This window comes from Nitrospina gracilis 3/211 (assembly GCF_000341545.2).
GTDB classification, from domain to species: domain Bacteria; phylum Nitrospinota; class Nitrospinia; order Nitrospinales; family Nitrospinaceae; genus Nitrospina; species Nitrospina gracilis.
The window spans coordinates 2,109,876-2,132,424 of record NZ_HG422173.1; the positions used below are offsets into that span (position 1 = coordinate 2,109,876).

At 55.3% G+C, this 22,549-nt stretch carries 18 protein-coding genes and 1 pseudogene; 9 read left to right on the top strand and 10 right to left on the bottom strand.

Translation table 11 applies throughout. From position 1 onward, the window contains the following. From TX82_RS16300 to pyrG, 4 genes and pseudogenes are all read left to right on the top strand, one after another. A partial coding sequence (locus TX82_RS16300; protein WP_244875021.1) for a cysteine desulfurase family protein occupies positions 1-1,193 on the top strand: 1,193 nt, incomplete at its 5' end. A gap of 142 nt (positions 1,194-1,335) precedes the next feature. After that, a complete protein-coding gene (locus TX82_RS15285; RefSeq protein WP_005010002.1) occupies positions 1,336-2,538 on the top strand; it encodes a tetratricopeptide repeat protein in 1,203 nt (400 codons plus the stop codon). Between the two features lie 433 nt (positions 2,539-2,971). Then, positions 2,972-3,789 (top strand): annotated as a pseudogene (gene kdsB / locus TX82_RS16790) (3-deoxy-manno-octulosonate cytidylyltransferase). Beyond that, complete coding sequence (gene pyrG, locus TX82_RS10050) at positions 3,786-5,417, top strand: CTP synthase (RefSeq protein WP_005010008.1); 1,632 nt, start codon at positions 3,786-3,788, stop codon at positions 5,415-5,417. The pseudogene kdsB and the gene pyrG overlap by 4 nt, the downstream one beginning before the upstream one ends. Here the strand turns inward: pyrG and TX82_RS15290 are convergent. The 3 genes from TX82_RS15290 to lptF all read right to left on the bottom strand — a co-directional run bounded on the left by TX82_RS15290 (position 5,408) and on the right by lptF (position 8,307). Beyond that, a complete protein-coding gene (locus TX82_RS15290; RefSeq protein ID WP_144079153.1) occupies positions 5,408-6,436 on the bottom strand; it encodes a Tll0287-like domain-containing protein in 1,029 nt (342 codons plus the stop codon). The genes pyrG and TX82_RS15290 overlap by 10 nt on opposite strands. A gap of 175 nt (positions 6,437-6,611) precedes the next feature. Continuing rightward, on the bottom strand, positions 6,612-7,064 hold the full coding sequence (locus TX82_RS10065) for a CBS domain-containing protein (RefSeq protein ID WP_005010017.1): 453 nt from the start codon (positions 7,062-7,064) through the stop codon (positions 6,612-6,614). A gap of 28 nt (positions 7,065-7,092) precedes the next feature. Continuing rightward, the gene (gene lptF, locus TX82_RS10070) at positions 7,093-8,307 is read right to left on the bottom strand and encodes an LPS export ABC transporter permease LptF (protein WP_005010019.1); all 1,215 of its coding nucleotides are present in this window, start codon (positions 8,305-8,307) and stop codon (positions 7,093-7,095) included. Between the two features lie 149 nt (positions 8,308-8,456). Here lptF and lipA point away from each other — a divergent pair, with 149 nt between their 5' ends. Next, positions 8,457-9,308, top strand: coding sequence for a lipoyl synthase (lipA, locus tag TX82_RS10075; protein WP_005010022.1), 852 nt, complete (start codon positions 8,457-8,459; stop codon positions 9,306-9,308). Positions 9,309-9,316: 8 nt separating this feature from the next. Here lipA and TX82_RS10080 read toward each other — a convergent pair whose 3' ends face one another. The 5 genes from TX82_RS10080 to TX82_RS10100 form a co-directional block, all read right to left on the bottom strand. Continuing rightward, a complete protein-coding gene (locus TX82_RS10080; RefSeq protein ID WP_005010024.1) occupies positions 9,317-10,186 on the bottom strand; it encodes a proline dehydrogenase family protein in 870 nt (289 codons plus the stop codon). A gap of 444 nt (positions 10,187-10,630) precedes the next feature. Further along, positions 10,631-12,640 carry an ABC transporter ATP-binding protein gene (locus TX82_RS10085; protein WP_005010031.1) on the bottom strand — a complete coding sequence of 670 codons (2,010 nt, stop codon included), beginning with the start codon at positions 12,638-12,640 and terminating at the stop codon, positions 10,631-10,633. Positions 12,641-12,647: 7 nt separating this feature from the next. Further along, on the bottom strand, positions 12,648-14,093 hold the full coding sequence (locus tag TX82_RS16795) for an ABC transporter permease subunit (RefSeq protein WP_005010032.1): 1,446 nt from the start codon (positions 14,091-14,093) through the stop codon (positions 12,648-12,650). 3 nt (positions 14,094-14,096) lie between these two features. Continuing rightward, positions 14,097-15,236 (bottom strand): ABC transporter permease subunit, encoded by a 1,140-nt coding sequence (locus tag TX82_RS10095; protein WP_005010035.1) that lies wholly within the window; start codon positions 15,234-15,236, stop codon positions 14,097-14,099. A 149-nt stretch (positions 15,237-15,385) separates the two neighbouring features. Continuing rightward, positions 15,386-17,314 carry an extracellular solute-binding protein gene (locus TX82_RS10100; protein WP_005010039.1) on the bottom strand — a complete coding sequence of 643 codons (1,929 nt, stop codon included), beginning with the start codon at positions 17,312-17,314 and terminating at the stop codon, positions 15,386-15,388. Positions 17,315-17,480: 166 nt separating this feature from the next. On the opposite strand from TX82_RS10100, the gene ispG reads away from it, so the two are divergent. Genes ispG through TX82_RS10115 form a run of 3 tightly spaced genes read left to right on the top strand, consistent with a single transcriptional unit; the run spans position 17,481 to position 20,520 of the window. Further along, positions 17,481-18,644, top strand: a complete 1,164-nt coding sequence (gene ispG / locus TX82_RS10105) for a (E)-4-hydroxy-3-methylbut-2-enyl-diphosphate synthase (protein ID WP_005010040.1) — start codon at positions 17,481-17,483, stop codon at positions 18,642-18,644. 23 nt (positions 18,645-18,667) lie between these two features. Continuing rightward, the gene (gene tig, locus TX82_RS10110; RefSeq protein WP_005010041.1) at positions 18,668-20,056 is read left to right on the top strand and encodes a trigger factor; all 1,389 of its coding nucleotides are present in this window, start codon (positions 18,668-18,670) and stop codon (positions 20,054-20,056) included. A 47-nt stretch (positions 20,057-20,103) separates the two neighbouring features. Next, positions 20,104-20,520, top strand: coding sequence for a Rieske (2Fe-2S) protein (locus TX82_RS10115; protein WP_005010042.1), 417 nt, complete (start codon positions 20,104-20,106; stop codon positions 20,518-20,520). Between the two features lie 30 nt (positions 20,521-20,550). On the opposite strand, the gene TX82_RS10120 is transcribed toward TX82_RS10115, so the two are convergent. Next, entirely contained in the window at positions 20,551-20,979 is a 429-nt protein-coding gene (locus TX82_RS10120; protein ID WP_005010043.1) for a hypothetical protein, read from the bottom strand. 75 nt (positions 20,980-21,054) lie between these two features. On the opposite strand from TX82_RS10120, the gene TX82_RS10125 reads away from it, so the two are divergent. Further along, a complete protein-coding gene (locus tag TX82_RS10125) occupies positions 21,055-21,801 on the top strand; it encodes a class I SAM-dependent methyltransferase (RefSeq protein WP_005010044.1) in 747 nt (248 codons plus the stop codon). Here TX82_RS10125 and nfi read toward each other — a convergent pair. Beyond that, positions 21,774-22,478 (bottom strand): deoxyribonuclease V, encoded by a 705-nt coding sequence (gene nfi / locus TX82_RS10130; protein WP_005010045.1) that lies wholly within the window; start codon positions 22,476-22,478, stop codon positions 21,774-21,776. The genes TX82_RS10125 and nfi overlap by 28 nt on opposite strands. Positions 22,479-22,549: the final 71 nt, after the last annotated feature.

Sequence of the window (22,549 nt, forward strand, 5' to 3'; positions counted from 1 at the left end):
GCACCTCGCTCGCAACATTCCAAACGGTCCGTTCCATGAACGCTATTTATCTCGATCATAACGCCACCACGCCTGTTCATCCGGATGTATTGGAAGCCATGTTGCCTCTCCTGAAGGAGGATTTTGGCAATCCTTCGAGCACCCATTCCCGCGGCCGCTCGGCACGCGTCAAGATGGACGAAGCCCGCGAGCAAGTGGCGGCGCTCATCCACGCCGATGCTCGGGAGATCGTATTCACCAGCGGCGGCACTGAGTCCGACAACCTTGCCATTCTGGGCGCGGCGAGGGCATTGAGAGACAAAGGGCGCCATATCGTCACGGCCCGGGTGGAGCATCCGGCGGTACTCAACGCCTGCCTGGAATTACAGAAAGAGGGTTTCGTCATCGACTACGCCCCCGTGGATGAATTCGGACGGGTCCGGTTGGATGGCCTGGAGGCGCTGATTTCGGATGAAACCGTCCTCATCACCATCCAGTCCGCAAACAGTGAAGTCGGCACCCTGCAGCCCATCGCCGCCATCGGGGAAATCGCGCGTGACCGGGAAATCCTGTTTCATACCGACGCCGTACAAAGTGCGGGCAAAGTTCCATTGGACGTGAAAGAGGTGCCTGTCGACCTTCTTTCCTTGTCGTCGCACAAGCTTTACGGTCCGAAGGGCGTGGGGGCGCTGTACGTGCGGCGGGGACTTCCCCAGCTGGTGCCGCTGATTGTTGGCGGAGGTCAGGAAAAGAAGCGCCGCGGTGGAACCGAAAATTTGCCAGGCATTGCGGGGTTCGGCAGGGCAGCCGAACTCGCGGCAGGCGATTTGGAACAGGAAGCCGAACGGTTGCGTCAGTTGAAGCGGCGTCTGCGTGACGGGGTTTCGAGTTTGCAGGGGGTGCGGTTCTTTGGTCATCCCGATGAGTCTCTCCCTAACACGCTCAACTTGGGATTCGAAGGCGTGGATGGGCAGACGTTGATGATACGGCTCGACCTGGATCAAATATACGTATCTACAGGCACCGCCTGCAGTTCCGGTTCCGTCCTGCCCTCTGATGTTTTGACGGCGATGGGCATGCCGGAGGAGCAAATGCGACAGTCCATTCGCATCAGTTTCGGGCGCAGTAACGGGACCGAAGACGTGGAGCGGGTGGCGGAAGCGCTGGTTCGCATCGTGACCGATATACGGGAAAAGCAGAGGATGGCATCCTGATTCCTGTCACCTTCACTCACTGCACCCATTTCTATTAGGGCATCCATTGCGTTTCGTGATAAGATGCGGCGCAATTTAAGAGGTTGTTTTTATAGGTTTTATCCAACCAAATTTTCCGGGACCAAAACTTGGGAGTTCATCTATGCCTGATACGCTTACCACACCCCGCCTCATAGGCAGTTTTGCATTGGCCGCCGTCGTGTTTTTGACGGGCTGTCAATCCATGCCCTGGAACCAGAAAACCGAAGACGAACTGGCCTTGGAACAGGAGTTTGAACAGGACCTGGGTGGAACATTGGAGGACAGTTCGGCTGTGAACAAGAAAGAAGACCAGCTTTTTCCGGATTCCGGCAGCAACGAATCCACTCTGTCTCAGGAAGAGGAAGATTTTTTCGGCAAAAGTACCGGCACCCAGGAAGTGAGCGGCCAGACTCCTGTGGAGTCGCCGCAAACGGAGACCGCCTCCAATGAAGGGTTCGGCGGATTTTTTGGCGAAGATTCCACCCAGCCACAAGAAGACAATCTGGAAGACTACCTGCTGGAGGACAAGGATGAAGCGCTGGGTACCGAAAAGACCGTGGTGGCGCAAAATCCCGTCACCGAAACGCCTGCGAACGAAGGCGTGAACCCGGGATTCGACAGCATCGACCAGAAAACGGACATGGAGGAAATGAAGGTCGATATCCAGATACTGCAAAGCCAGCAGGAGGCTCTCATCCAGCGCGTGAAGGAATTACAGACCGTGATCCAGGATATGGAGCCACGGCTCACAGCCACCCAGGAACGGCTGGAGACCAACCTCAATATGACCGCACAACAGACGGTAGGTCTGGCTCCTGCCATTGAGACCTTGAAGCAGCAGATTGACGCCCTGGCGATGGAAATCCAATCGATGAAAGATGCGGGCCCCATGACGCAGGCCAAGCTCACTCCTCGCAAGGGCCCGGCCACCATGAAGAAAGCCACCGCCTATAAGATTCCGCAGGAATACACGCAGGCGCTCAACGCTTATCGCAATGGCCAGTACGACGAATCGATCATGATGTTTCAGGAATATCGCCTGAAGAGCCCACCCGCCGACCTGCAGGACAATATCATTTTCTGGCTGGGTAACAATTATTACCAGCTGGGCCGCTTTGACGAGGCCATTTCACACTTTGAGATGGTGCTCAACCAATATCCGCAGGGCAACAAAGTTCATGACAGCCGTTTTATGATGGGGGTCACCCTGCACAAGATGGGCGATACGGGCCGTGCTCTCGATACGCTGGAAAAAGCATTGCAGATGAACCCGCCTTCCGAGGTACGGGATAAAATTGAGCGGCATTTGATGGAAATCAAATGAGTTCCGTTTCAATTACGGTCGTGCCAAACCCGTTAATATCCAAGAGAGGGGAACGGCGCCGCGTCAGAATTTGCTGTTGAAGCGGTCTTGCTTTTAAGCTATTCTTTCGATTGTTCCGGCGTGGTTGCAGTTCGAAGTCCCAATCATTCCGGCATATCCGATGGCCCCGGGGTTAAAGACTCCGGACCCCTTCTCGCGGGGTTCGGCAACTCCACTGCACCTTTCAGGCAACGACCACCCCGGCCGGGTCACCGAGCAGATCCAGACATTCTGTTATTCCAAGAGGGTTTTCAGGACTATTCCATTGAGGAGATGGGCGTCCGGGCTCCTTTTGTTTTGAGTGCTGAAGGACGGATTTCATTCCTTTTATTGGGATCGACAGCCTCCGGTATGCAAGGTATTCAGGGAATCCTCGTTTGAAATGGGTGGACACATGTCAGCGAAGCCGAGGGTTGTTGCGGTCATTCCGGCCCGCTGGGCTTCCACCCGGTTTCCCGGCAAACCTCTGGCACCGCTTTCTGGACGCCCCATGATCCAGTGGGTTGTGGAACGCGCCCGGTTGGCTCCCTCCATAAATGATGTCATTGTGGCCACCGACGATGAACGCATTGTCAAGGCGGTTGAGGAATTTGGAGGCAACGCAGTCATGACCTCTGTTGATCATCCCTCCGGGTCAGACCGTATTGCCGAGGTGGTTTCAAAGCGTTCCTGCGACGTTGTGGTGAACGTGCAGGGTGACGAGCCCCTCATCCCACCGGAGGACATCGAACAGGTGGTTCAGATATTAATACAAGACAAACAGGCGGCTGTCGCAACCTTGATGTCAGCCATTGATAATTATGAAGACGTGTTTGATCCCAACGTGGTGAAGGTGGTGACAGGCGGGGATGGTCGTGCCCTTTATTTTTCCCGTTCGCCGGTTCCGTATTTACGGGATTCCTGGCAAAATCCCTCCCCTGACCGGGTGAAAGACCAGCCGGTTCCTGAACGCACGTGGTTCCGGCACATTGGCCTGTATGCATACCGCCGTGATTTTCTCCTGCAATACACACGAATGGCTCCCACCCCGCTGGAACAGCGTGAGAAGCTGGAACAATTAAGAATATTGGAGAACGGGTATTGTATAAAGGTGGGGAGACTGACCGGGTTTCTATGGGTGTGGATTGCGAGGAGGATCTGGTTAAAGTGGAAAACTGGATCAAAGTTCAGGAACAGGAAGGATTGGAACCGCAACAGGGGAGACGCTCTTGAAGAAAAAATCGAACGGCAAAAAAACGAAATACATATTTGTGACCGGGGGCGTGTTGTCTTCCCTGGGCAAGGGCATCGCCGCCGCAAGCATCGGCAGTCTGCTGGAGTGCTGCGGTTATACCATTACCCTGCTGAAACTTGATCCCTACATCAATGTCGATCCCGGCACCATGAATCCGTTCCAGCACGGCGAGGTGTTCGTAACCCACGACGGAGCGGAAACCGACCTGGATCTCGGTCACTATGAACGCTTCACCCACGCCCGCATGACGCGGTTCAACAATGTCACCGCCGGCCGCATTTATAATGACGTCATTCAGAAAGAACGCCGTGGCGAATATTTGGGGACAACGGTTCAGGTGATCCCTCATATTACCGATGAAATCAAAAGCCGCATCCGCGCGGTGAGCGAGGATGTGGACGTGGTCATTTGCGAAATCGGCGGTACGGTGGGCGACATCGAAAGCCTCCCCTTCCTGGAGGCCATTCGACAGTTCCGGTTCGACCAGAGCCCGCGCCATGTCATCTACGTCCACCTTACCCTGCTTCCTTATGTGAAAACCGCGGATGAGCTTAAAACCAAACCGACCCAGCACAGCGTGCAGAAGTTGAGGGAAATCGGTATCCAGCCGGATATCCTGTTGTGCCGGACCGAACGTCAGCTCACTGAAGATGTAAAAAAGAAAATCGCATTGTTCTGCAACCTGGAGGTGGAAGCGGTGGTCCCGGCGATGGACGCGGAATCCATTTACCAGGTGCCGCTCAATTTTCACAAGGAGGGGTTGGATAACATCGTGCTCGAAAAGCTGGGGCTCTCAGTGCATGAGCCGGACCTCAAGGAATGGCAGGTGATCAATGAATACCTTCAGAAGCCGGAAGGAGAGGTCATTATTGGCATCGTTGGAAAATACGTCGATCTCAAGGAATCGTATAAAAGTTTGATCGAAGCCCTAGTTCACGCCGGAGTCAGCAACCGCGTGCGCATCCGCATGAAATGGGTGTCGGCAGAAGACCTGGAAGTCGAAGGTGGCGGGGAACACCTGCGGGAGTGCGACGGCATTCTGGTTCCCGGTGGTTTCGGGGATCGGGGCTTCGAGGGCAAGGTGCAGTCGGCCCGGTTTGCACGTGAAAACAAAATCCCTTATTTCGGTATCTGCCTCGGAATGCATTCGGCGGTGGTCGAGTTCGCACGCAGCGTGGCGAGGCTTGAAAACGCGAACAGTGCGGAGTTCGTTCCAGAAACCCCTCATCCCATAATTGACCTCATGCCGGACCAGGAGTTGAACGGTGATAAAGGTGGAACCATGCGGCTGGGAGAATATCCCTGCCAACTTCGCAAGGGATCATTTGCTTTTAAAGCTTACGGCAAGCGGGAAATTTCGGAACGTCACCGCCACCGTTACGAGTTCAACAACAAATACCGGTTTCAACTGGAAGAGGCGGGTATGCGCATCAGCGGTATTTCCCCCAACGGCAACCTGGTGGAGATCATAGAACTCAACGATCACCCGTGGTTCCTCGCTGGCCAGTTTCACCCCGAGTTCAAATCCTCCCCCCGCGAACCACATCCGCTGTTCAACGAGTTTATTGCACAGGCACTCAAACGGCGGAAATCCCGTCAATCGTGATCGAGTGGAACGCTCAGCACCACCCCGCCCATCACGTCATACAGTTTGAAATCATGCTTCGGGCTGTGGGGGTGGGCATTGTGGCACTCCACACAGGAAGGCGAAACGGCCAGGTCCGGGTACACTGCCTGAAAGTACTTTTGGTCGCCCACGTGGGTGGTGCGGATGTATGGCCGTAACGGGTAGGAGGCGACGGATTCGAGTCCCGCCCGTTCAAATCTGTTGGCCGCCCCGTTTTGCGGATTGATTGGCCACAGGCTGATCAACCTGTAATCCACCCCCAGCCGCAAATTACGGATGAGATCCGACGCGTTCAGCATGAATTGGGCTGGAAGCAGCAGGGTGTTTTCCTCCCACCAGTTTTCGGATGCGTAGATCACATTTTCCTTCTGCAGGTGGTTCACCACGTGCCGGGCGTACACCGTACGGTCCGCCTCCAGAATGGCATGGATGTAATCGGTCACCACCTCCGGCGGAACGTGATAGATCTTTTCATTGTTTTCGCCCAGCGTCTGGTCAATTGGAAAGGCCAGCAGGATGCCCCCCACCACGTCGTTCAGCTTGAAGTCGCGCTTGGAGCTTTTCGGGTGACTGTTGTGACAACTGACACACCTTTTTGCGACGGCTTTATCCGGATAGACCGCATTGAAAATGAGCTTGTTGTCTGTCTGCTGGAGCCAGGTGTAGGGCTCGTCCGGGTTTTTGAAAACTTCCTCTAACCCTTTTTTCTCCTGGTGGTTTCTTGGTTTGTTTTTGGGATTGATGGGCCAGAGGCTCATCAATCGGAAATCCAATCCCACGTTTTTGGAGCGCACTCGTTCCGATGCCATCAGGAGAAACTGGGCGGGGAGGGGCAGCGTTTTATCTTTTTGCCAGTTTTCCGTGGAATCCAGATTGACCGTTTCCTTCAAACGGTCCACCAGGTACTGGGAATAAATGGTCCGGTCTGCTTCAATGACACCATGGATGAAATAAGCGGCTTTTTCAGGGGAGATGCCAAGAGGCGTTTTGAGAACCACTGCGGAAGAATTTGGGAGTGGAAGGGCGGTGAGCACCCCCAACAGCAAGAGAAAAAAAGAATTCGTACCCGCATGCGCATGGAACCACCTCCTTAAGAGGAAGGGTAACTTGCCGTGAATTTATATCTCAATTATGACTGGAATCGAAGGGAATGAAAAGACCAATTTTGGCGGGTCAGAATTCACTCATGCATTTGATCACGTCGACCTTGCCGATCACGCCGACCAGCTTTCCTCCCTCGACAACCGGGAGTGTGTGGATGTCGTGGTTGGCCATTAGGGTGGCCACCTCATTCATATCGGTATCGGGCTCCACGGTAAGTACATTCTGCTGAAATATGTCCTCCACCCGGGTGCCGGTGAATCGCTTGACCTCTTTTTCAAATTTTTCATCACTTTCCAGGTAGATGACTGCGTCGAAAAGCGCGATGACGGTTGGTATGTGAAGGTTTTTGTTCTGCTCGATGAGGTCTTTTTCGGTGACCACACCGATCAAAACGCTGTCGTCGTCAACCACCGGAAATCCGTTGACCCGGTGTTCAAGGAACAGGTTGGACAATTCGCGGAGGGTCAGGTCTTTTTTCACAGTCACCACCTTGCGGGTCATGACGTCGCGGGCTTTCAGCATTTTCCACCTCCGGTCAACGAAATCGGGTTCACAGGTTTGGTGTGGTGTGGCGGGATTCGACTTCAGCCGTTCCCGGTTTCAGTCGCCTGAATGCATCCAGCAACGTCAGGTATGCATCGTTTACCCGGTCCACCAGTGTGAACGGAATTTCTTTATGCACTTTATATAATACATACGTTGTGAAGAAAAATAAAACGATGTTGGGTATCCAGACGGAAAGCAGTGCAGGGATTTCACCACCCTTTCCAAGATTCTGACCGGATATGAGGCCGACGTAATAAATCAGGATGATCGCCACGGCAACGACGAATCCGCCGGACTTGCCGGACCGGCTGGATTTGAGGCCCAAGGGACCCCCGATCAAGCCGAACAGGAGGCAGGTGAAGGGGATTGAAAATTTTTTACTCAGTTCCACTTCTTCAAAATGAGTGGGTTGCCCCGCTTTTTTCTTTTCCTGGATCAATTGCCACAGGTCGGCGACGGATTTGTCCTTGTGTTTGAAAATTCCGCTCTCCCGCATTTTGCCCGCAGTCGGCAAATCGAGGTTCAGGTCATAGCGCTGGAATTTGATAATCTGGTACCGTGTGCCGGGTTTGTTGGCGTCGTGAATGGATCCATTCCGCAGTTGTAGGTGGATGCGGTAGTTTTCCGAGTCGGAAACGATGGTGCCCTCGTCAGCGAGGATGATTTTTGCGTCGTTTTCGGCCGCGTTGTGAGAAATGAAAATACCTCGCAGTTCGTGACTGCCTTCCTTGTCATTGACGAATACGGTGAGCCCTTCAAAATCCTTGTTGAACACGTTGGGTTTGATATCGATATTGGCACGGGTGCGGACGATGTCGTACACCATCTTCTGAAACTGTTGGCCGCCCCACGGGAGAAAATAAAACATGTTGAGGTTGGTGATGATGTAGGCCGCAAGGGAAAAATAAAAAACAGGACGAAGCAGATAAAGGAAACTCCAGCCGGATGCTTTCATCACCACATACTCATTGTCCGTGGACAATTGGTTGAACACCACGATTGCCGCCACCAGCACGCTGATGGGAATGGTCAGTCCCAGAAATCCCGGTGTGATATAAAAAATCATCCGCACCACTTCTGGCAGAGTCACACCGCGGTTGAATACGAGATCGGTGATGAACAATACCTTGTCCATAAACAGCACCATGGTCAACGCCAGTGTGCTGATGGCAAAGATTTTGAGCATCTCGGTAAAAATGTAGCGGTGGATGATTTTCATGTTTGCTGGTAGAATCGGAATCAAATGGAAAGCGGTGTGGACGAAGTGGGCTTGAATCCCGTTCATGGCCCCCACTGATTTCGATTATACTATCGATTCTTTTGCCGTGTACCAAAAATGCACCCGAACCTTTTGAATAAATTTAGTTTATGCGTCTCCCGGCCTGGCTGAAAACGCCTCTTCCCAAAAACCCGAAATTCTTCCACCTCAAATCGCTGGTACGGCAACACGGTCTGCATACCGTGTGCGAGTCGGCTTCCTGCCCGAATATTGGGAAGTGCTGGGACCGCGGGACGCTGACCATCATGATTCTTGGCAACACTTGCACCCGCGCCTGCCGATTCTGCGATGTGGATACCGGCCACCTTCAACCACCCCGTATGGAAGAACCGGAAGAAGTCGCCCTCATGCTGTCCAAACTCAACCTGCGGTATGTGGTGATCACGTCCGTGGACCGGGACGACCTGAAGGACGGCGGTTCGGCATTGTGGGCGGAAACCATCCGGCAAGTACGAAAACATTGTCCGGACCTCAAAATCGAGGCGCTGATTCCGGATTTTCAGGGTGACAAAAGCGCCATTCAAACTGTTTGCGACGCGGCGCCCGATGTTCTCGCGCACAACCTCGAAACCGTGGCATCCCTGCAGAAAACGGTGCGGCCGCAGTGCCGCTACCAGTGGTCGCTCGACACACTGTCCGTGGCGCGGCAGTCCGGCCTGATCGCCAAGAGCAGCCTCATGCTGGGAATGGGGGAGGCACACGATGAGGTCGTTCAAACAATGAAAGACCTCCTGAATGCAGGATGCCAGATTCTCACCCTCGGCCAGTACCTGCGGCCGACGCGTGACCATTTGGAAGTCAAGGAGTTCATCCACCCCGACCGGTTTGCGGAATACCAGCGCATCGGCGAGGACATGGGATTCGACCACGTGGAGAGCGGTCCGCTGGTGCGGAGTTCATACGAAGCCGACCGCCAGGCTGGCGCCTTGGGCCTTGTCTGACCTGATCCCTATTTCCCCAGTTTGCCCAAGCCCAGCGTTTCCCGGATCAGGCTCTTGACCACGAACAGAATGTTTTCCTTCCGCTCCGCCAGCCTCCTGAGTGTGTAAGGCAACCACGCACTGCCGTACGGTACGTAGATGCGCACCCGGTAACCGAGGTCGAGCAGGTGCTGTTGCAGATCCCGGCGCACGCCGTACAACAATTCAAAATAAAATTGCTCCGGCTGGATGTTTTCCTTTTCGATGAATTTCAACACTTCTTGAATAAGCGTCTCGTCGTGGGTGGCGATGGCGGGCAGGTGCCCTTCTTTCAATAATATGCACGCAAGCTTCAGGAAATTCTCCCGTATGTCCTGCATGTCCTGAAAGGCGATGTCTTCGGGTTCCTTGTACGCTCCCTTGCACAGGCGGACGGAGATCTGTTTATCGATCATGGTGGCGACGTCCTTCTCCGTACGGTGTAAATAGGCCTGCACCACGATGCCGAGACTTGGGTGCGCCTCGTGCAGGTCCAGGCACATGTCGATGATGCCCTGCGTCAAATCCGAACCTTCCATGTCGAAACGAACCGTGTTCTGGCCGGCGGCGTCGATCACCGCCTCCACGTTTTGTTTGCACAAATCATAGTCGAAGGCGAGGCCCATCTGGCTCAGTTTCACAGACAGATCCTGCGGGGAGGGGTGAGTCTCGAGAGCCCGCAGGAGCGCGATGTATTCGTCCCGGGCATTGGCCGCCTGTTCGGGACTGTGGGTGTCTTCCCCCAGCACGTCGATGGTACAGAGATAACCGTCCTCGTTGAGCCTGCAAATGTTTCTGAGAGCGGTTGGAAGGTCTTCCCCGGCGATGAACCGCTTGGCGAATGGGTACAGAATGCGCATGGAGTGCCCCCTTTTTCAAAAGGAGATGATGGATGCCCTTACTATTTAGATTCGCCAGAAACGGCAGAGGATTTCAAGTGTTGGTTTTCGGGAAGCGGGAGAATAAATAACGGATTTTCCCGGAGAAATTGCCAAACGCTTTCGGCAAAAGGGGTTGAAACCACGGAGGGAATAAAAAGGCTTGCGGGGCGTTCCAGAAAAATGTATTTTTAACCCTTTTCGGACCCGGTTTTCTGCCGGGACCGAACCATCCATCCAATCGTTAGCGAGGACCGAATCATGGTGGTGGACACCCTCAATTGCCTGCTGGTGTGGGGTCTGGTCGGCGTGGCCGTACTGGGCTTTCTGTTTTACTACATCTCCGAGAAAAACAAGGCCAATAACGCCTGAAATCATTTTCTCTTCCGGGAGTATTTTATTCAGGCTCCAAACTTTCCTGCTTTTTTACCCCACCGCGTGACAGGCGACACAGGTGTTGCCTTTGAACTTCTGTTCGGGGTACTGCTCCAGACATTTTTTGCGCAGAGACGACCCCTCCGGCTCGCTCCGGAAAATCGGACACCGGGGATGAAAATGGCACCCTTTAGGCGGATTGAGTGGCGAGGGCACATCACCCACCACCGCTTCGAACGGTTTGCGCTCCCCGAGCGTCGGTACCGCTTTCAATAAGGTCTGCGTGTATGGGTGAAGCGGTTTGTCAAACAAGTGTTTGGCCGGCGCGTACTCCACGATGCGACCGAGATACATGATCGCCACCACGTCCGCCATGTATTGCACCACGCTCAGGTTGTGGGTGATGAACAGGTACGTCAGTTTGTGCGCCGCCTGCAGTTCCCTTAACAGATTCAACACCTGTGCTTGTACGGAAACATCAAGCGCGCTGGTCGGTTCGTCGAGCACCAGGAATTCCGGTTCCAGAATGAGACTGCGCGCGATGCTGATGCGTTGCCTCTGGCCGCCCGAAAACTCGTGCGGGTACCGCTCCATGGCCGAGGCGCCCAGGCCCACTTCCTTCAGCGCCTTCGCAATACGATCCTTCCGCTCCTGCTCGGTCAGTTGAGGGAAATGAACTTCCAATCCCTCGCCAACGATGTCCTCAATGCGCATGCGCGGGGAGAGAGACCCGAATGGGTCCTGGAAAATGACCTGCAGGGACTTACGCATTTTTTTCATGTCGGCGTTGGAGAGGTCCATCAGGTCCTGCCCGCGAAACCGCACCGTGCCCCGCACTTCGCGGTTGAGGCGCAGGATCGATTCGCCCAGCGTCGTTTTGCCGCACCCCGACTCCCCCACCAGCGCCACCGTCGAGCCGCGCTGGATGTCCAGATCGACGTGATCCACGGCCTTCACGTGCGCCGACACCGTGCGGAACACCCCCTTGCGCACCGGGAACCATGTCTTGAGCGCCTTGATGGATACCAGCGTTTCCGGGGCGATGGGTTTTGGCGGCGCGGAGATACGCGCCTTGTCTTCTTCCACCGTGGCGCCGGTTTTGGTTTCGAACAGGTGGCACCGCACCGTGTGGCCGCGCTCGAGCGTGTATATGGGACTGTCCATACGGTGGCAGACGTCCATGACGAACGAGCAACGGTCGGCGAAAAGGCAACCTTCGCCGTATTCGGTGGCAGGCGGCACCATGCCGGGAATGGTGTTCAGCAAATAAGGTTGGTCGCCTGCCTTGGGAATCGAGTCGAACAGGCGCCGCGTGTAGGGGTGCGACATGTTCGAAAAAACCTGTTCACGTGTTCCGTGTTCGACAATTCGCCCGGCGTACATGATGCAGATGTCGTCGGCCATCTGGTTGACGATGCCCATGTCGTGGGTGATGAGCAGGATGGCCATGCCCATTTTCTTTTGCAGGTCCGCCATCAGTTTCAACACCTGGGCCTGGATTGTGACGTCGAGCGCCGTGGTCGGTTCGTCGGCGATCAGCAGTTTCGGTTCGCAGGCCAGCGCCATGGCGATCATCACCCTCTGCTTCATGCCTCCGGAAAGCTGGTGCGGGTAGTCATCGATGCGCTTCTCCGGATCGGGGATGCCTACCTGTTCGAGGAGTTCGATGGAGCGCAAACGCGCGTCGCCGCTTTGCATTTCGCGGTGGATGCGCAGGGCTTCTTCCAACTGGTTGCTGATTTTGTAGAGCGGGTTGAGCGACGTCATCGGTTCCTGAAAGATCATGCCGATGTCGTTGCCACGGATGGTGCGCATGGTTTCTTCGTCAAGCCGGGTGAGATCGCGGCGGTCGAGATAGACCTTGCCGCTGGGATGAAACCCGTTTTCGGCGATGAGGCGCATGATGGAAAATGCCGTCTGGCTTTTACCGCAACCCGATTCTCCGACCAGAGCCAGCGTCTTGCCGCGTTCGAGACCGAAACTGATGCCATCCACCGCCTGTGCCACCTGGCCGTTGACCACGCGGAAATATGTTTTCAGGTCTTTGACTTCGAGCATCATGAGATCGTCACTCTGCCTTTCTCGGGTCGAAGGCGTTGCGAATGCCGTCGCCGACAAACGTCAACAGGGTGAGCGTGGTTGTGAGCAGGAGAAACGTCGGCAAAAGAATCCAGATGGCCTGCAAGTTGTTTTTCCCCTGAGCCAGAAGTTCGCCGATGCTGGGCGCGGGGCTCGGCACGCCGAGGTTGAGGTAGTCGAGGCTTACCAGCGCCAGGATGCCCGCTGTCACTTCGAATGGAAAGAACGTGATGACCGGCGTCAGCGAGTTGGGCAGGATGTGCCGGCGCATGATGGACGGGTTCGACACACCCAGGGCGCGTGCGGCCTTGACGTATTCCAGGTTGCGGCCCTTCAGGAACTCGGCGCGGATGTAGGCGGCGATGCCCATCCACGCGGTGAGGTTGAGAATGGCGAACAGCAGCAGGGTATTCGGAACCAGAAATGCGCTCAGGATGATGAGGATATAGAGCCGTGGGATGGAGCCCCATATTTCCGTCATGCGCTGGCCGATGAGATCGATCCAGCCGCCGAAAAATCCCTGCACGCCGCCCAGAAGACAACCGATGATGGTGCCGGTCACGGCGAGCGACAGGCCGAATATCATGGAAATGCGGAATCCGTAGATGAGACGCGCCAGCACATCGCGTCCACGGTCGTCGGTGCCGAGATAATGCCCATCTTTCCAGGATGAGCCCAGGATGCGCGAGCCGTCGGCGGACTGCACCTCGTACGGCGCGGCGAGGGCAACGCGTCCGGTCCGACTTTCCGTTGGAATGTATTTGTAGTCGTAGCGCACCGGCGGCCAGATGGCCCACACGTCGTGAGGTTCGCGGGTTTGGGGTGGGGTGCTCTGCACTTCTTTGGATTTGGTTTTCGGTTGCGAAACAGCAGGGGAGGGCGCGCTGTCTTCTTCAAAGTCACCGAAATCGAGGTTCATCGATCCACCGGACTCTTCTTCGAAATCGTCCAGACCCAGCCCAAACCCCGCATCTCCTTCAAAGTCATCGAGGCCCAAACCCGCTCCACTGTCCGTGCCGCGAATTTCATTGAGCGTACGGAACAGTTCCGGATCGAAATCCTGTTCCTCAAAATCGTCTATCGACAGCGCCAGCCCCTGTGTGCCCTGTTCCATCGGTTGCTTGGAAGGTTTCGATCGTGACACCGTTTCCGGTTCAGCCGGGGCCTCGCCTCTCAGCCAGTTCATGAACGCTTCCGATTTGTAATCTGGTTCCACCGGGCGCGTGCCGCCGAAATCCTGCTCCGTGTACGTAACAAAAATGGGGAAATGCGGTTTGCCGTCCACCACCAAAAGGATCGGCCGCACGTTACACAACAGTTCCGCGGGCAGGGTGACGAGGAACGCAACCAGCAGAACCAGCATGCTGTAATAGGCGCGCTTGTCGTTTCGAAACTTGCGCAGTTTGGTTTGCAGGTCTTTATTGATGCGGATCATGCCTCAGCCTTGCGTGTCTTCAAACGTGATGCGGCGGTCGATGATGACGTACGAGATGTCGGTCAGCAATTGACCCACCAGCGCCAGCAAAGAAAAGATGAACAACGTGCCCAGCACGATGGGGTAGTCGCGTTGGATGACCGCCTCATACGACAGCCGGCCCAGACCGTCGAGCGTGAATATCTGTTCGATCAGCAGCGATCCGGTAAAAAACATGGCGAGAAAGCCGATGGGAAATCCGGTGATGAGCGGGATCAATGCGTTTTTCAAAATGTGTTTGTAGAGCACACGCTGTTCCGTGCATCCCTTGGCGCGGGCGGTGGTGACGTATTGCTTCCGCATCTCCTCAATGATGGAATTTTTGGTCAGGATGGTGAGCGTGGCAAAACTGCCCACCATGAAGCATAACAGCGGCGCGGCCAGGTGGTGCAGGTAATCGATCAGCTTCTCCCAGAAACTCCAGTCGGCGTAACCCGGAACGTCGGATGACGTCAGTTTGCCTGACGGGATCAGATGCATGATGGCGCTGTCGCCTGGACCGAAAAACACGATGAGGAAAATACCCAGCACGAATCCCGGTGTGCTGTAACCGATCAGCACCACCAGGCTGGTCCACGTATCAAAGGCCTGACCGTTTTTCACCGCCTTGGCGATGCCCAGCATGATGCACACGATGTAGCTGACAAAAAAACTGATGACGCCCAGCGATGCGGAGACCGGAAGTTTTTCCTTGATGAGTTCCAGCACCGACTTATTGCGGTAAAACGAGTCGCCGAACTGGAATACCAGAAACCCGTCCCAGTTGGCGTGGGTGAAGAAGCGCTCGGTGAAGGGTGCTTCCGGGTTTTCGGGCTCGTACCAGATGAAGGTGCGAAGATACCGTTCCCACAGGGGACGGTCGAGGTGGTAGATTTTCTTGAGTTGCTCCATGTGGCGCGGATCGATCTCCTGCGCCTTGAGACTGCGGTTGTCCAAGGCCGCGCCACCCGCTTCTCCCAGTACCCCGGCGTGGCCGCGCAGAAGCGATTTGACCTGGTCGATGGGTCCGCCCGGCACGAACTGCACAACGATAAATGAGATGGTGACGATGCCCACCAGCGTGGGGAACATCAGAAGGAGACGGCGGATGATGTAACTGAACATATAAGGTCGAGCCGGTTGGGAAACGAGATTCGTTACGGATGGCCCGCACGCCGTTTCTGGAGTTGCGGGGCTGTGAAAAGTATATCAAGCCCGGATGGAGGGAACAACGCGGATCCGTTCGCTATTTATCGGAGCTGGAAGGAAGGGAGTCAGTTGATCGGGGTGCCCGCCTTACGGGCGGCCTTCAGCTTTTCTACTTTGGACTCGTCCCACCACCAATATTCGATCATGTTGTTCAGAATGGATGCCTGTGAGGGATTTTTCTTCGGGCGGGAAAATTTGTTCCAGTACACAAATCGGTCGGCACCGATGTACCAGTGATGAACGAGGTAAAATTGATGAACCAGGATGCGGTCGAGCGCCTGCACATGGTCCACCAGTTCCTTGCGGGTTTTGGCCTCAACAATGAGGTCGATCAATTCATCGATGGCAGGATTTTTGATGCCTGCGAAATTACGCGTGCCGGCGATGTCGGCCGCTTCACTGCTCCACATACTGCGCTGCTCGTTGCCCGGCGAGCGGCTCTGTGCGTAGCCCATGACGATCATGTCGAATTTGAAGTCGCGCAGGATTTCCTCGTACTGCGCCACCTGAACCACCTTGAACGACATGTCGGCGCCGATTTTTTTCAGGTTGTTTTTGTAGGGCTCGACGATGCGTTCGAATCCCGGGCTGGCGAGGTGAAGCGTCCAGCGCAGGGCCTTGCCGTCTTTCATACGCACCCCGCCGGGCCCGAGCTTCCAGCCCTCCGCCTCGAGAAGTTTGTTGGCGAGCGCCACGTTTTTTTCATATGGGACTCCCTGTCCCGGGGCGCCGACGGGTTTGGTGAACACGGTTTTGGGAACATGCTCCGCACCGTATTTCTTTCTCAGTTTCAGGAGTAGTTCCAGTACTTTGCCTTTGGGCAGGCCGTCGGCTTTCATTTCCGGATTGTTGTCAAAGTAGCAGTCGTTCCGAGTGTACTGGCCGTAAAACAGGTTCTTGTTGGCCCAGTCGAAGTCGTACACCATGGCGATGGCGGCGCGTACCCGGCGCGACTTGAAAATATCGTTGCGCATGTTCATGACGAAGCCCTGCATGCCCGCCACTCGCTTGTGTGGCACCATCTCGCGTAGGTAATATCCCTTTTTCACGTAATCACCCTGGTAGTCCAAGGCCCAGTCGCGCGAACTGGAGATAAGGTGGGCATCGAACTCACCACCCTTGAAGGCCTCGCGCATGGCCACGGGGTCGAGATAGATTTTCCACGTGATGCGATCGAAATTGTAGCGGCCACGGTTTTTTGGCAGGTCCTTCGCCCACCAGTCGGGATTGCGTTTGAACGTGATGAATTTGCCGTACTCGTATTTCTCCACCACGTAAGGACCGCTTCCCACTGCGATTTCGTCGAAATCCTCGCCAAATTTCCTGTCCGGCTTGCCGTAAATGTGTTTGGGGAAGATCAGCATCTGCCCGGTGATGAGCGGCAGTTCCTGGTTGAAGATGGCGAAGGTGTATTTGACGCGGTGGGTGTCCAGCTTTTCCACCTTTTCAATGTCATGGAAATACTGTTTGTAGAACGGGTGGTATTGCGGGTCCTTGATGAGCTCGAAGGAAAACACGAAATCTTCCGCCGTCACCGGATGGCCGTCGGAGAAGGCGGCGTTTTTATGGATGTGGTAGATCATCGACATGCGGTCGTCGGCCAGTTCCACCTTTTCCACCAAACTACCGTACTGGGAAAAGGGCTCGTCGTCGTCATTGGAGCTGTCCATCGGCGTCTGGAAAACGAGATTGACCCCCGGCGCTGGAACACCTTTCAACGAAGCCGGATTGAGCTTGGTGAAGGCCCCCTCGTCGCTCAGAATCAGGTGGCCTCCCTTGGGCGCTTTGATGAAGGCGTGGTCGTAGGGTTGGTTGGCCTTGTATTTCAACCCCTCAGGACCGTACAGCGACAGGCCGTGCAGGGCTTCGGCCAGCACCGGGCCGGGCAAGGCCAGCAAGGCGGCCAAAACCAGTACAAAACCGGTAAAAAGACGGCACCGGAGAGCGGGGTTTTTCGTATGGGGGTGGGTCGGTTTGCGCTGGTCTCGACTCATGGGTGTTCACTATAATGGATAAAAGAAGCGTTGCCAAGAGGTCCCTTCGGAAGACCGGATTCAATGGGTTTCCTGGATCAGGAATTCGTTGAGAAGACGGGCCGTTTTTGCTATCTTGGTTGGAATTTACCTGTCTAACCCATTCTAATGAAAGCGAATCCACTCAGTGAGTGCAAACATAAAACCCCGAACCACCCGTAAAATCAAAGTCGGAACCCTGACCCTGGGCGGCGACTCGCCGATTGCCGTGCAGAGCATGACCGCCACCCGCACACAGGACCTGCAGGCCACGGCGCGGCAGATCGAAATTCTCGAAAAAGCCGGCGCGGACATCATCCGCATCGCCGTGGACAGCAAGGAAGACGTCGAAGCGCTGAAAATTCTGCGCAAGGGATCGAAGGCGATCTTTTCCGTGGACCTGCAGGAAAACTACCGGCTGGCTCCCATCGTGGCGCCTTACGTCAACAAGATTCGTTACAACCCCGGCCACCTGTGGCATCTCGACAAGGACAAAACCATTAAAGAAAAGGTCGAGTTCATTGTCAACGCCGCGCGCGAGCACGAGCTGGCCATCCGCATCGGCGTCAACTGCGGTTCCGTCGATCCCGATTACAAGGCACGCTATCCAGAGGACAGCATCGAGGCCATGGTGCGGTCGGCGGTGGATCACTGCGCCATGATGGACGAACTGGGCTTCGAAAACTACTGTGTGTCGCTCAAGGATTCCGACAGCAGCAAGGTGATCGAGGGCAACAAGCGCTTCAGCGAATTGCGTCCCGACGTGCCTCTGCACCTGGGAGTGACGGAAGCCGGTATGCCGCCGGAAGGCATCATCAAAACCCGCATTGCGTTCGAGCAATTGATCCCGGCGGGCATCGGCGACACCATCCGTGTTTCCCTGACCGTTCCCGATGACGACAAGGGGCAGGAAATCGACGTTGGCCGTTCGATTCTGGATGACATCGAAAACGGCCGGTTCCGCTCGGTTCCGGAGAATTTTCTGGAAGGGCTCAACATCATCGCCTGCCCGAGTTGTTCTCGCGTCGAGAACGGCAAGTTCGTAGACCTGGCGCAAGACGTTCGCCGCATGACGGAATACGCGGAAAAGTACAAGATCACCATCGCCGTGATGGGATGCCGCGTGAACGGTCCGGGCGAAACCGACGACGCCGATCTCGGCCTGTGGTGCGGCCCGGCGCACGTGAATCTGAAGAAGAAAACCGAGACCGTGGGCGCTTTCGGCTACGATGAAATTTTGGGCAAGCTGAAAGAGGAGCTGGATAAACTGATTGAGGACCGTTACGGCGCGAAAGAGCCGAGTATTTCGTAAGGCCGGAGGAACTGAGACAAACTATGGATTACCAACTGGAAGAACTGGAAGGCCTTCGCCGCAAGATCAAGATCAAGGTGCCGCAGAACATCGTGTCCCAGAAGATCGACGGCGCGTACCGGGCACTGAACAAGCAGATCAGCATGCCGGGGTTTCGTCCCGGGAAAATCCCGCAGAAAATCCTGGAGAAGCAGGTGCCCCTGCAGGCCATGACGCAGATGTGGCAGGACCTGATGCAGGAGTACTACAACAAGGCGCTCACCGAGTCGGGCATCATCCCCGCCGGGCCGCCGGAAATCGACCACTCCGACATTGAAGAAATCGACCGCGACAAGCCGTTCACCTTCAGCGTGACGCTGGACGTCAAACCCGAACTGAAATTCAAAAACTACAAAGGCCTCAAATTCCCACGCACCGAGTTCAAGGTCACCGATGCGGAAGTCGATACCGAAATCCGCAAGCAGTTGGAGCCGTTCGGGACGATGGAAATCATGCCGGACGATTATGAAGTCCAGTACGGCGATTTCCTGGTCATGGATTTCGAGGGAACGCATAATGGCGAGGTGCTGGAGGGCGGTACGGCGAACGGGTACGAGGTGCGCGTCGGACAGAAAAAAATGATCGCGGGCTTCGAGGATCAGTTGATCGGACACAAGAAGGTCGACCCTTTCGACGTGAAGGTCCAGCTTCCGGCGGACTGGAACAAAAAAATGCGTCGCATCAGCATGCCGATTCCGGGTAAGGACGGTGAAGAGCTTCCGGACACGGCCACTTTCCGCGTACACATCAAGCAGATCAAAAAGCTCAATCTGCCGGAGCTAACCGATGAATTCGTGCAGGCGCAGGGCGAAGATTCGGTGGAGTCCTTTCGCCGCAAAATCAAAACCGGCCTGCAGGCGCAAAAAGAACATCTGGAGGAAATGCACATCAAGCAGGATATCTTCGATTACCTGGTCAAGGAACACGATGTGGAAGCCCCGGCGTCGCTGGTAGACCAGGAAGTGGGGTACATGATCGACGGAATGAAATTTCAGATTCAGCAGTCGGGCATGAGCCTGGAGGACTCGGGTTTCGATGAGGATAGGGCCAAGGAAGAGTGGCGCGAGCGTGCGGTGTACAACACCAAGGGATACGTGATTCTGGACGCCATAGCCAAACAGGAAAAGCTCAACGTCAAGCAGTCGGATCTGGAAGCCGAATACCAGCGGCTGGCCGAGCAGACGGGCAAAACCATGGAAGAGGTTCGTAAGACCCTGATGAGCAATCAGGAGCACCTGAACCAGACCACCAGCCGCCTTCTGGGACAAAAAGCGCTGAACTTCATCTATTCCCAGTGCGAGTTCGAATACCTGAGCGAGGAAGAAGCCCGCAAACGCGCTGCCGAACGCAAACAGGAAGAAGAAAAGAAATGACCGCCCGCTTCGCCCCATGAAGGCGGACGGAATTTGAGAAGGCAGTCATGAAACTCTATATCAAAGTCATGAAAGACGGCGATTTGCCACCGGGCAAATCCGCAATCGTTACCGTGCGGGACCAGGAGATCGCCCTGTTCAATTACAAGGGCAAGTATTTTGCGGTGTCGAACAAATGCCCCCACAAAGGCGCGCCGCTGGGTGAAGGGCGGATCGAGGAAGGCGTCATCATCTGCCCCAACCACGAATGGCGGTTCAGCCTGGAGACGGGAGGGTGCCCTCAGAACCCCGAACTGAAAACGACGGTCTTTCCGGTACGCGTGCATAAGGGCGTGGTGCGGATCGGCATCGATGAGGACGAAGGGAAAAAAGCGGTGGGCAAGGAAAAGAACGCCGTGCCCGATGCCCTGAAATTCAAAATTCCCACCATCCAGAAACCAATCAATCCGGACGAAACACTTTAGGGCAGACGAAAGGGAAGGAGCGGGGCCCGGTCAGTCGTCGTCGGGGATCTCCACCCATTTTGGCTCACCGTGGGTCTTGTAGTTTTCGGTCCCGGCGAACGTACCTTCGTGGTAGATGTTGACCTTGAACTTGCCGCCGCCGTAGGTCTCGCCAATGAAAGGGACGGGGTCTTCCAGATGCATGAGGTCTTCTGAACGGTACTTGCCGATCAACTTGAACTCCATGCCCATGCCCACCGGAACCAGCGCGAAAAACTTAAGTTTGGTTTCATGCAGGAAGCCCATCATGTCGACTTCCATGTCATTTTTCGTGTATTCGTCGCCCAGACGGTGCTTGCAGCGCCGTTTCAGGTAGTCTTCGAGGAGATTGAAGAACCACCAGTTCTGGCCTTTTCGCGTATCGTGCAGAAACGGGTATTCGACAAATCCGTATTTATTGATGAAGGGTTTTTTCGCCATCTTGTGTTCTCCGTGTAGCGGGTCTTTCAATTGGGATTATTATATTGAGTTCTTATTTTTCCGGCAAGTTGCAGAATGAAAGTTTTTGAAACCCTGTTCAGGGGGTACTGGCAGTTCGGGTTCAAAACCCGGTTGTACGATGGGCTTTGCCCGCAAGCCTATCACGATTCACTGAAAGCCGCGGCAGACCAGGTTGCCCCTGTTGAGGATTCGGCCGTTCTGGATCTGGGGTGCGGTTCCGGACTCCTGGTAAATCACCTCGGGGCCAGCTGGAATGGCGGCCTGAAATACGTGGGCACCGATATCCTTCCCTCCGGCCTGCAACAACTCCGGCAGAAGGCGTCGCTTCTTCCGTCGTTTCCTCCCGTGCGCACCTATCAGGCGGACATGCTGGCTGAGTGGCCGCTGAAAGCGGAAGCCTTCGACTGTGTCGTTGCGCATTTCTCCGTGTATACGCTGGCCCGTGCCGAAGACCGGATGCAGGTGTACCGGCGTATTGCCGGGGTTTTGAAGGCCGGCGGGCGTGCCATCATTTCCAATCCATCCGACACTTACAACGCCCACCGCATCATCAAACAAAGTGTGCGTTCGCAGAAAGGAAAGATGCCCTTGCTGGAACACCGGGTGAAGCGCTTTCTGTTCTATCCCCTCACGCTTTTGCTCGGACTGCGCCACATCCAGCATCAATTGGAAGCCGGAGTGTGGCACGCGTACAATCGAGACGATTTTCGAGGGGAGATTGAGTCAGCGGGCCTTTCCGTGGAAGAGATCAAGCCGGTTTATGCGGACTCCGGCTACCTGCTGGTGGCGCGCAAACCTTGATCTTCTTTTCGAACGCGGTTGACCAGGTTGTGCGCGAGTCGTGTCGGCTCCGGGATGCGGTAACGCGGCGAGACGCGGAGAACCCATTCCAAGGCTGAGGCGAGATCAATTTTATGACCCGCCGAAACGAAGATGGGTTTGCATCCTTCGCGCGTTCTCAAAGCTGAGCCAAGAGTTTCCCCGTTTTTTCCTTTCAATGGTGCGTGCGATCCCTTCTTTGTACCGGGTTCGCGGTGATCACCAATTAAGCGGCTCTTGGCACAACCCACAGTTGGGCAGTCAAGGAACAATCCCAAATGCGAGGCCAGCCCCAGGCCCCGTGGATGCGCGATGCCCTGTCCGTCCAGCATGATCAGGTCCGGCGGGGGATCGATCTGTTCGAAGGCTTTTAGCAACAGCGGCGCTTCACGGAAGGAAAGCAGTCCCGGCACGTAAGGAAAGTCAATTTCTCCTCTTTGAGTGTATTCCGCCACCACTTCCAGCGTGTTCGCATCCAATACCACCACGCCCGCGTAAGCCGGGCCACGGGACTGCGAAAGGCTGATATCCGCGCCGGCAATGAGTTTAGGGGATATTTTCAAACCGACTGATGTGTTTATGTGGCGGGCGAGGTCTTTCTGGATGCTGATGGCTTCTTTGGGAGTGACGTCCCAGCGGTGAAGGGAATGGATCTTCATTGGAGGCGATCCGGAAAAGAAAGGAACGAGTTGCACCAGCCGTTGTTTTGAAAACCGGATATCACAGCCAA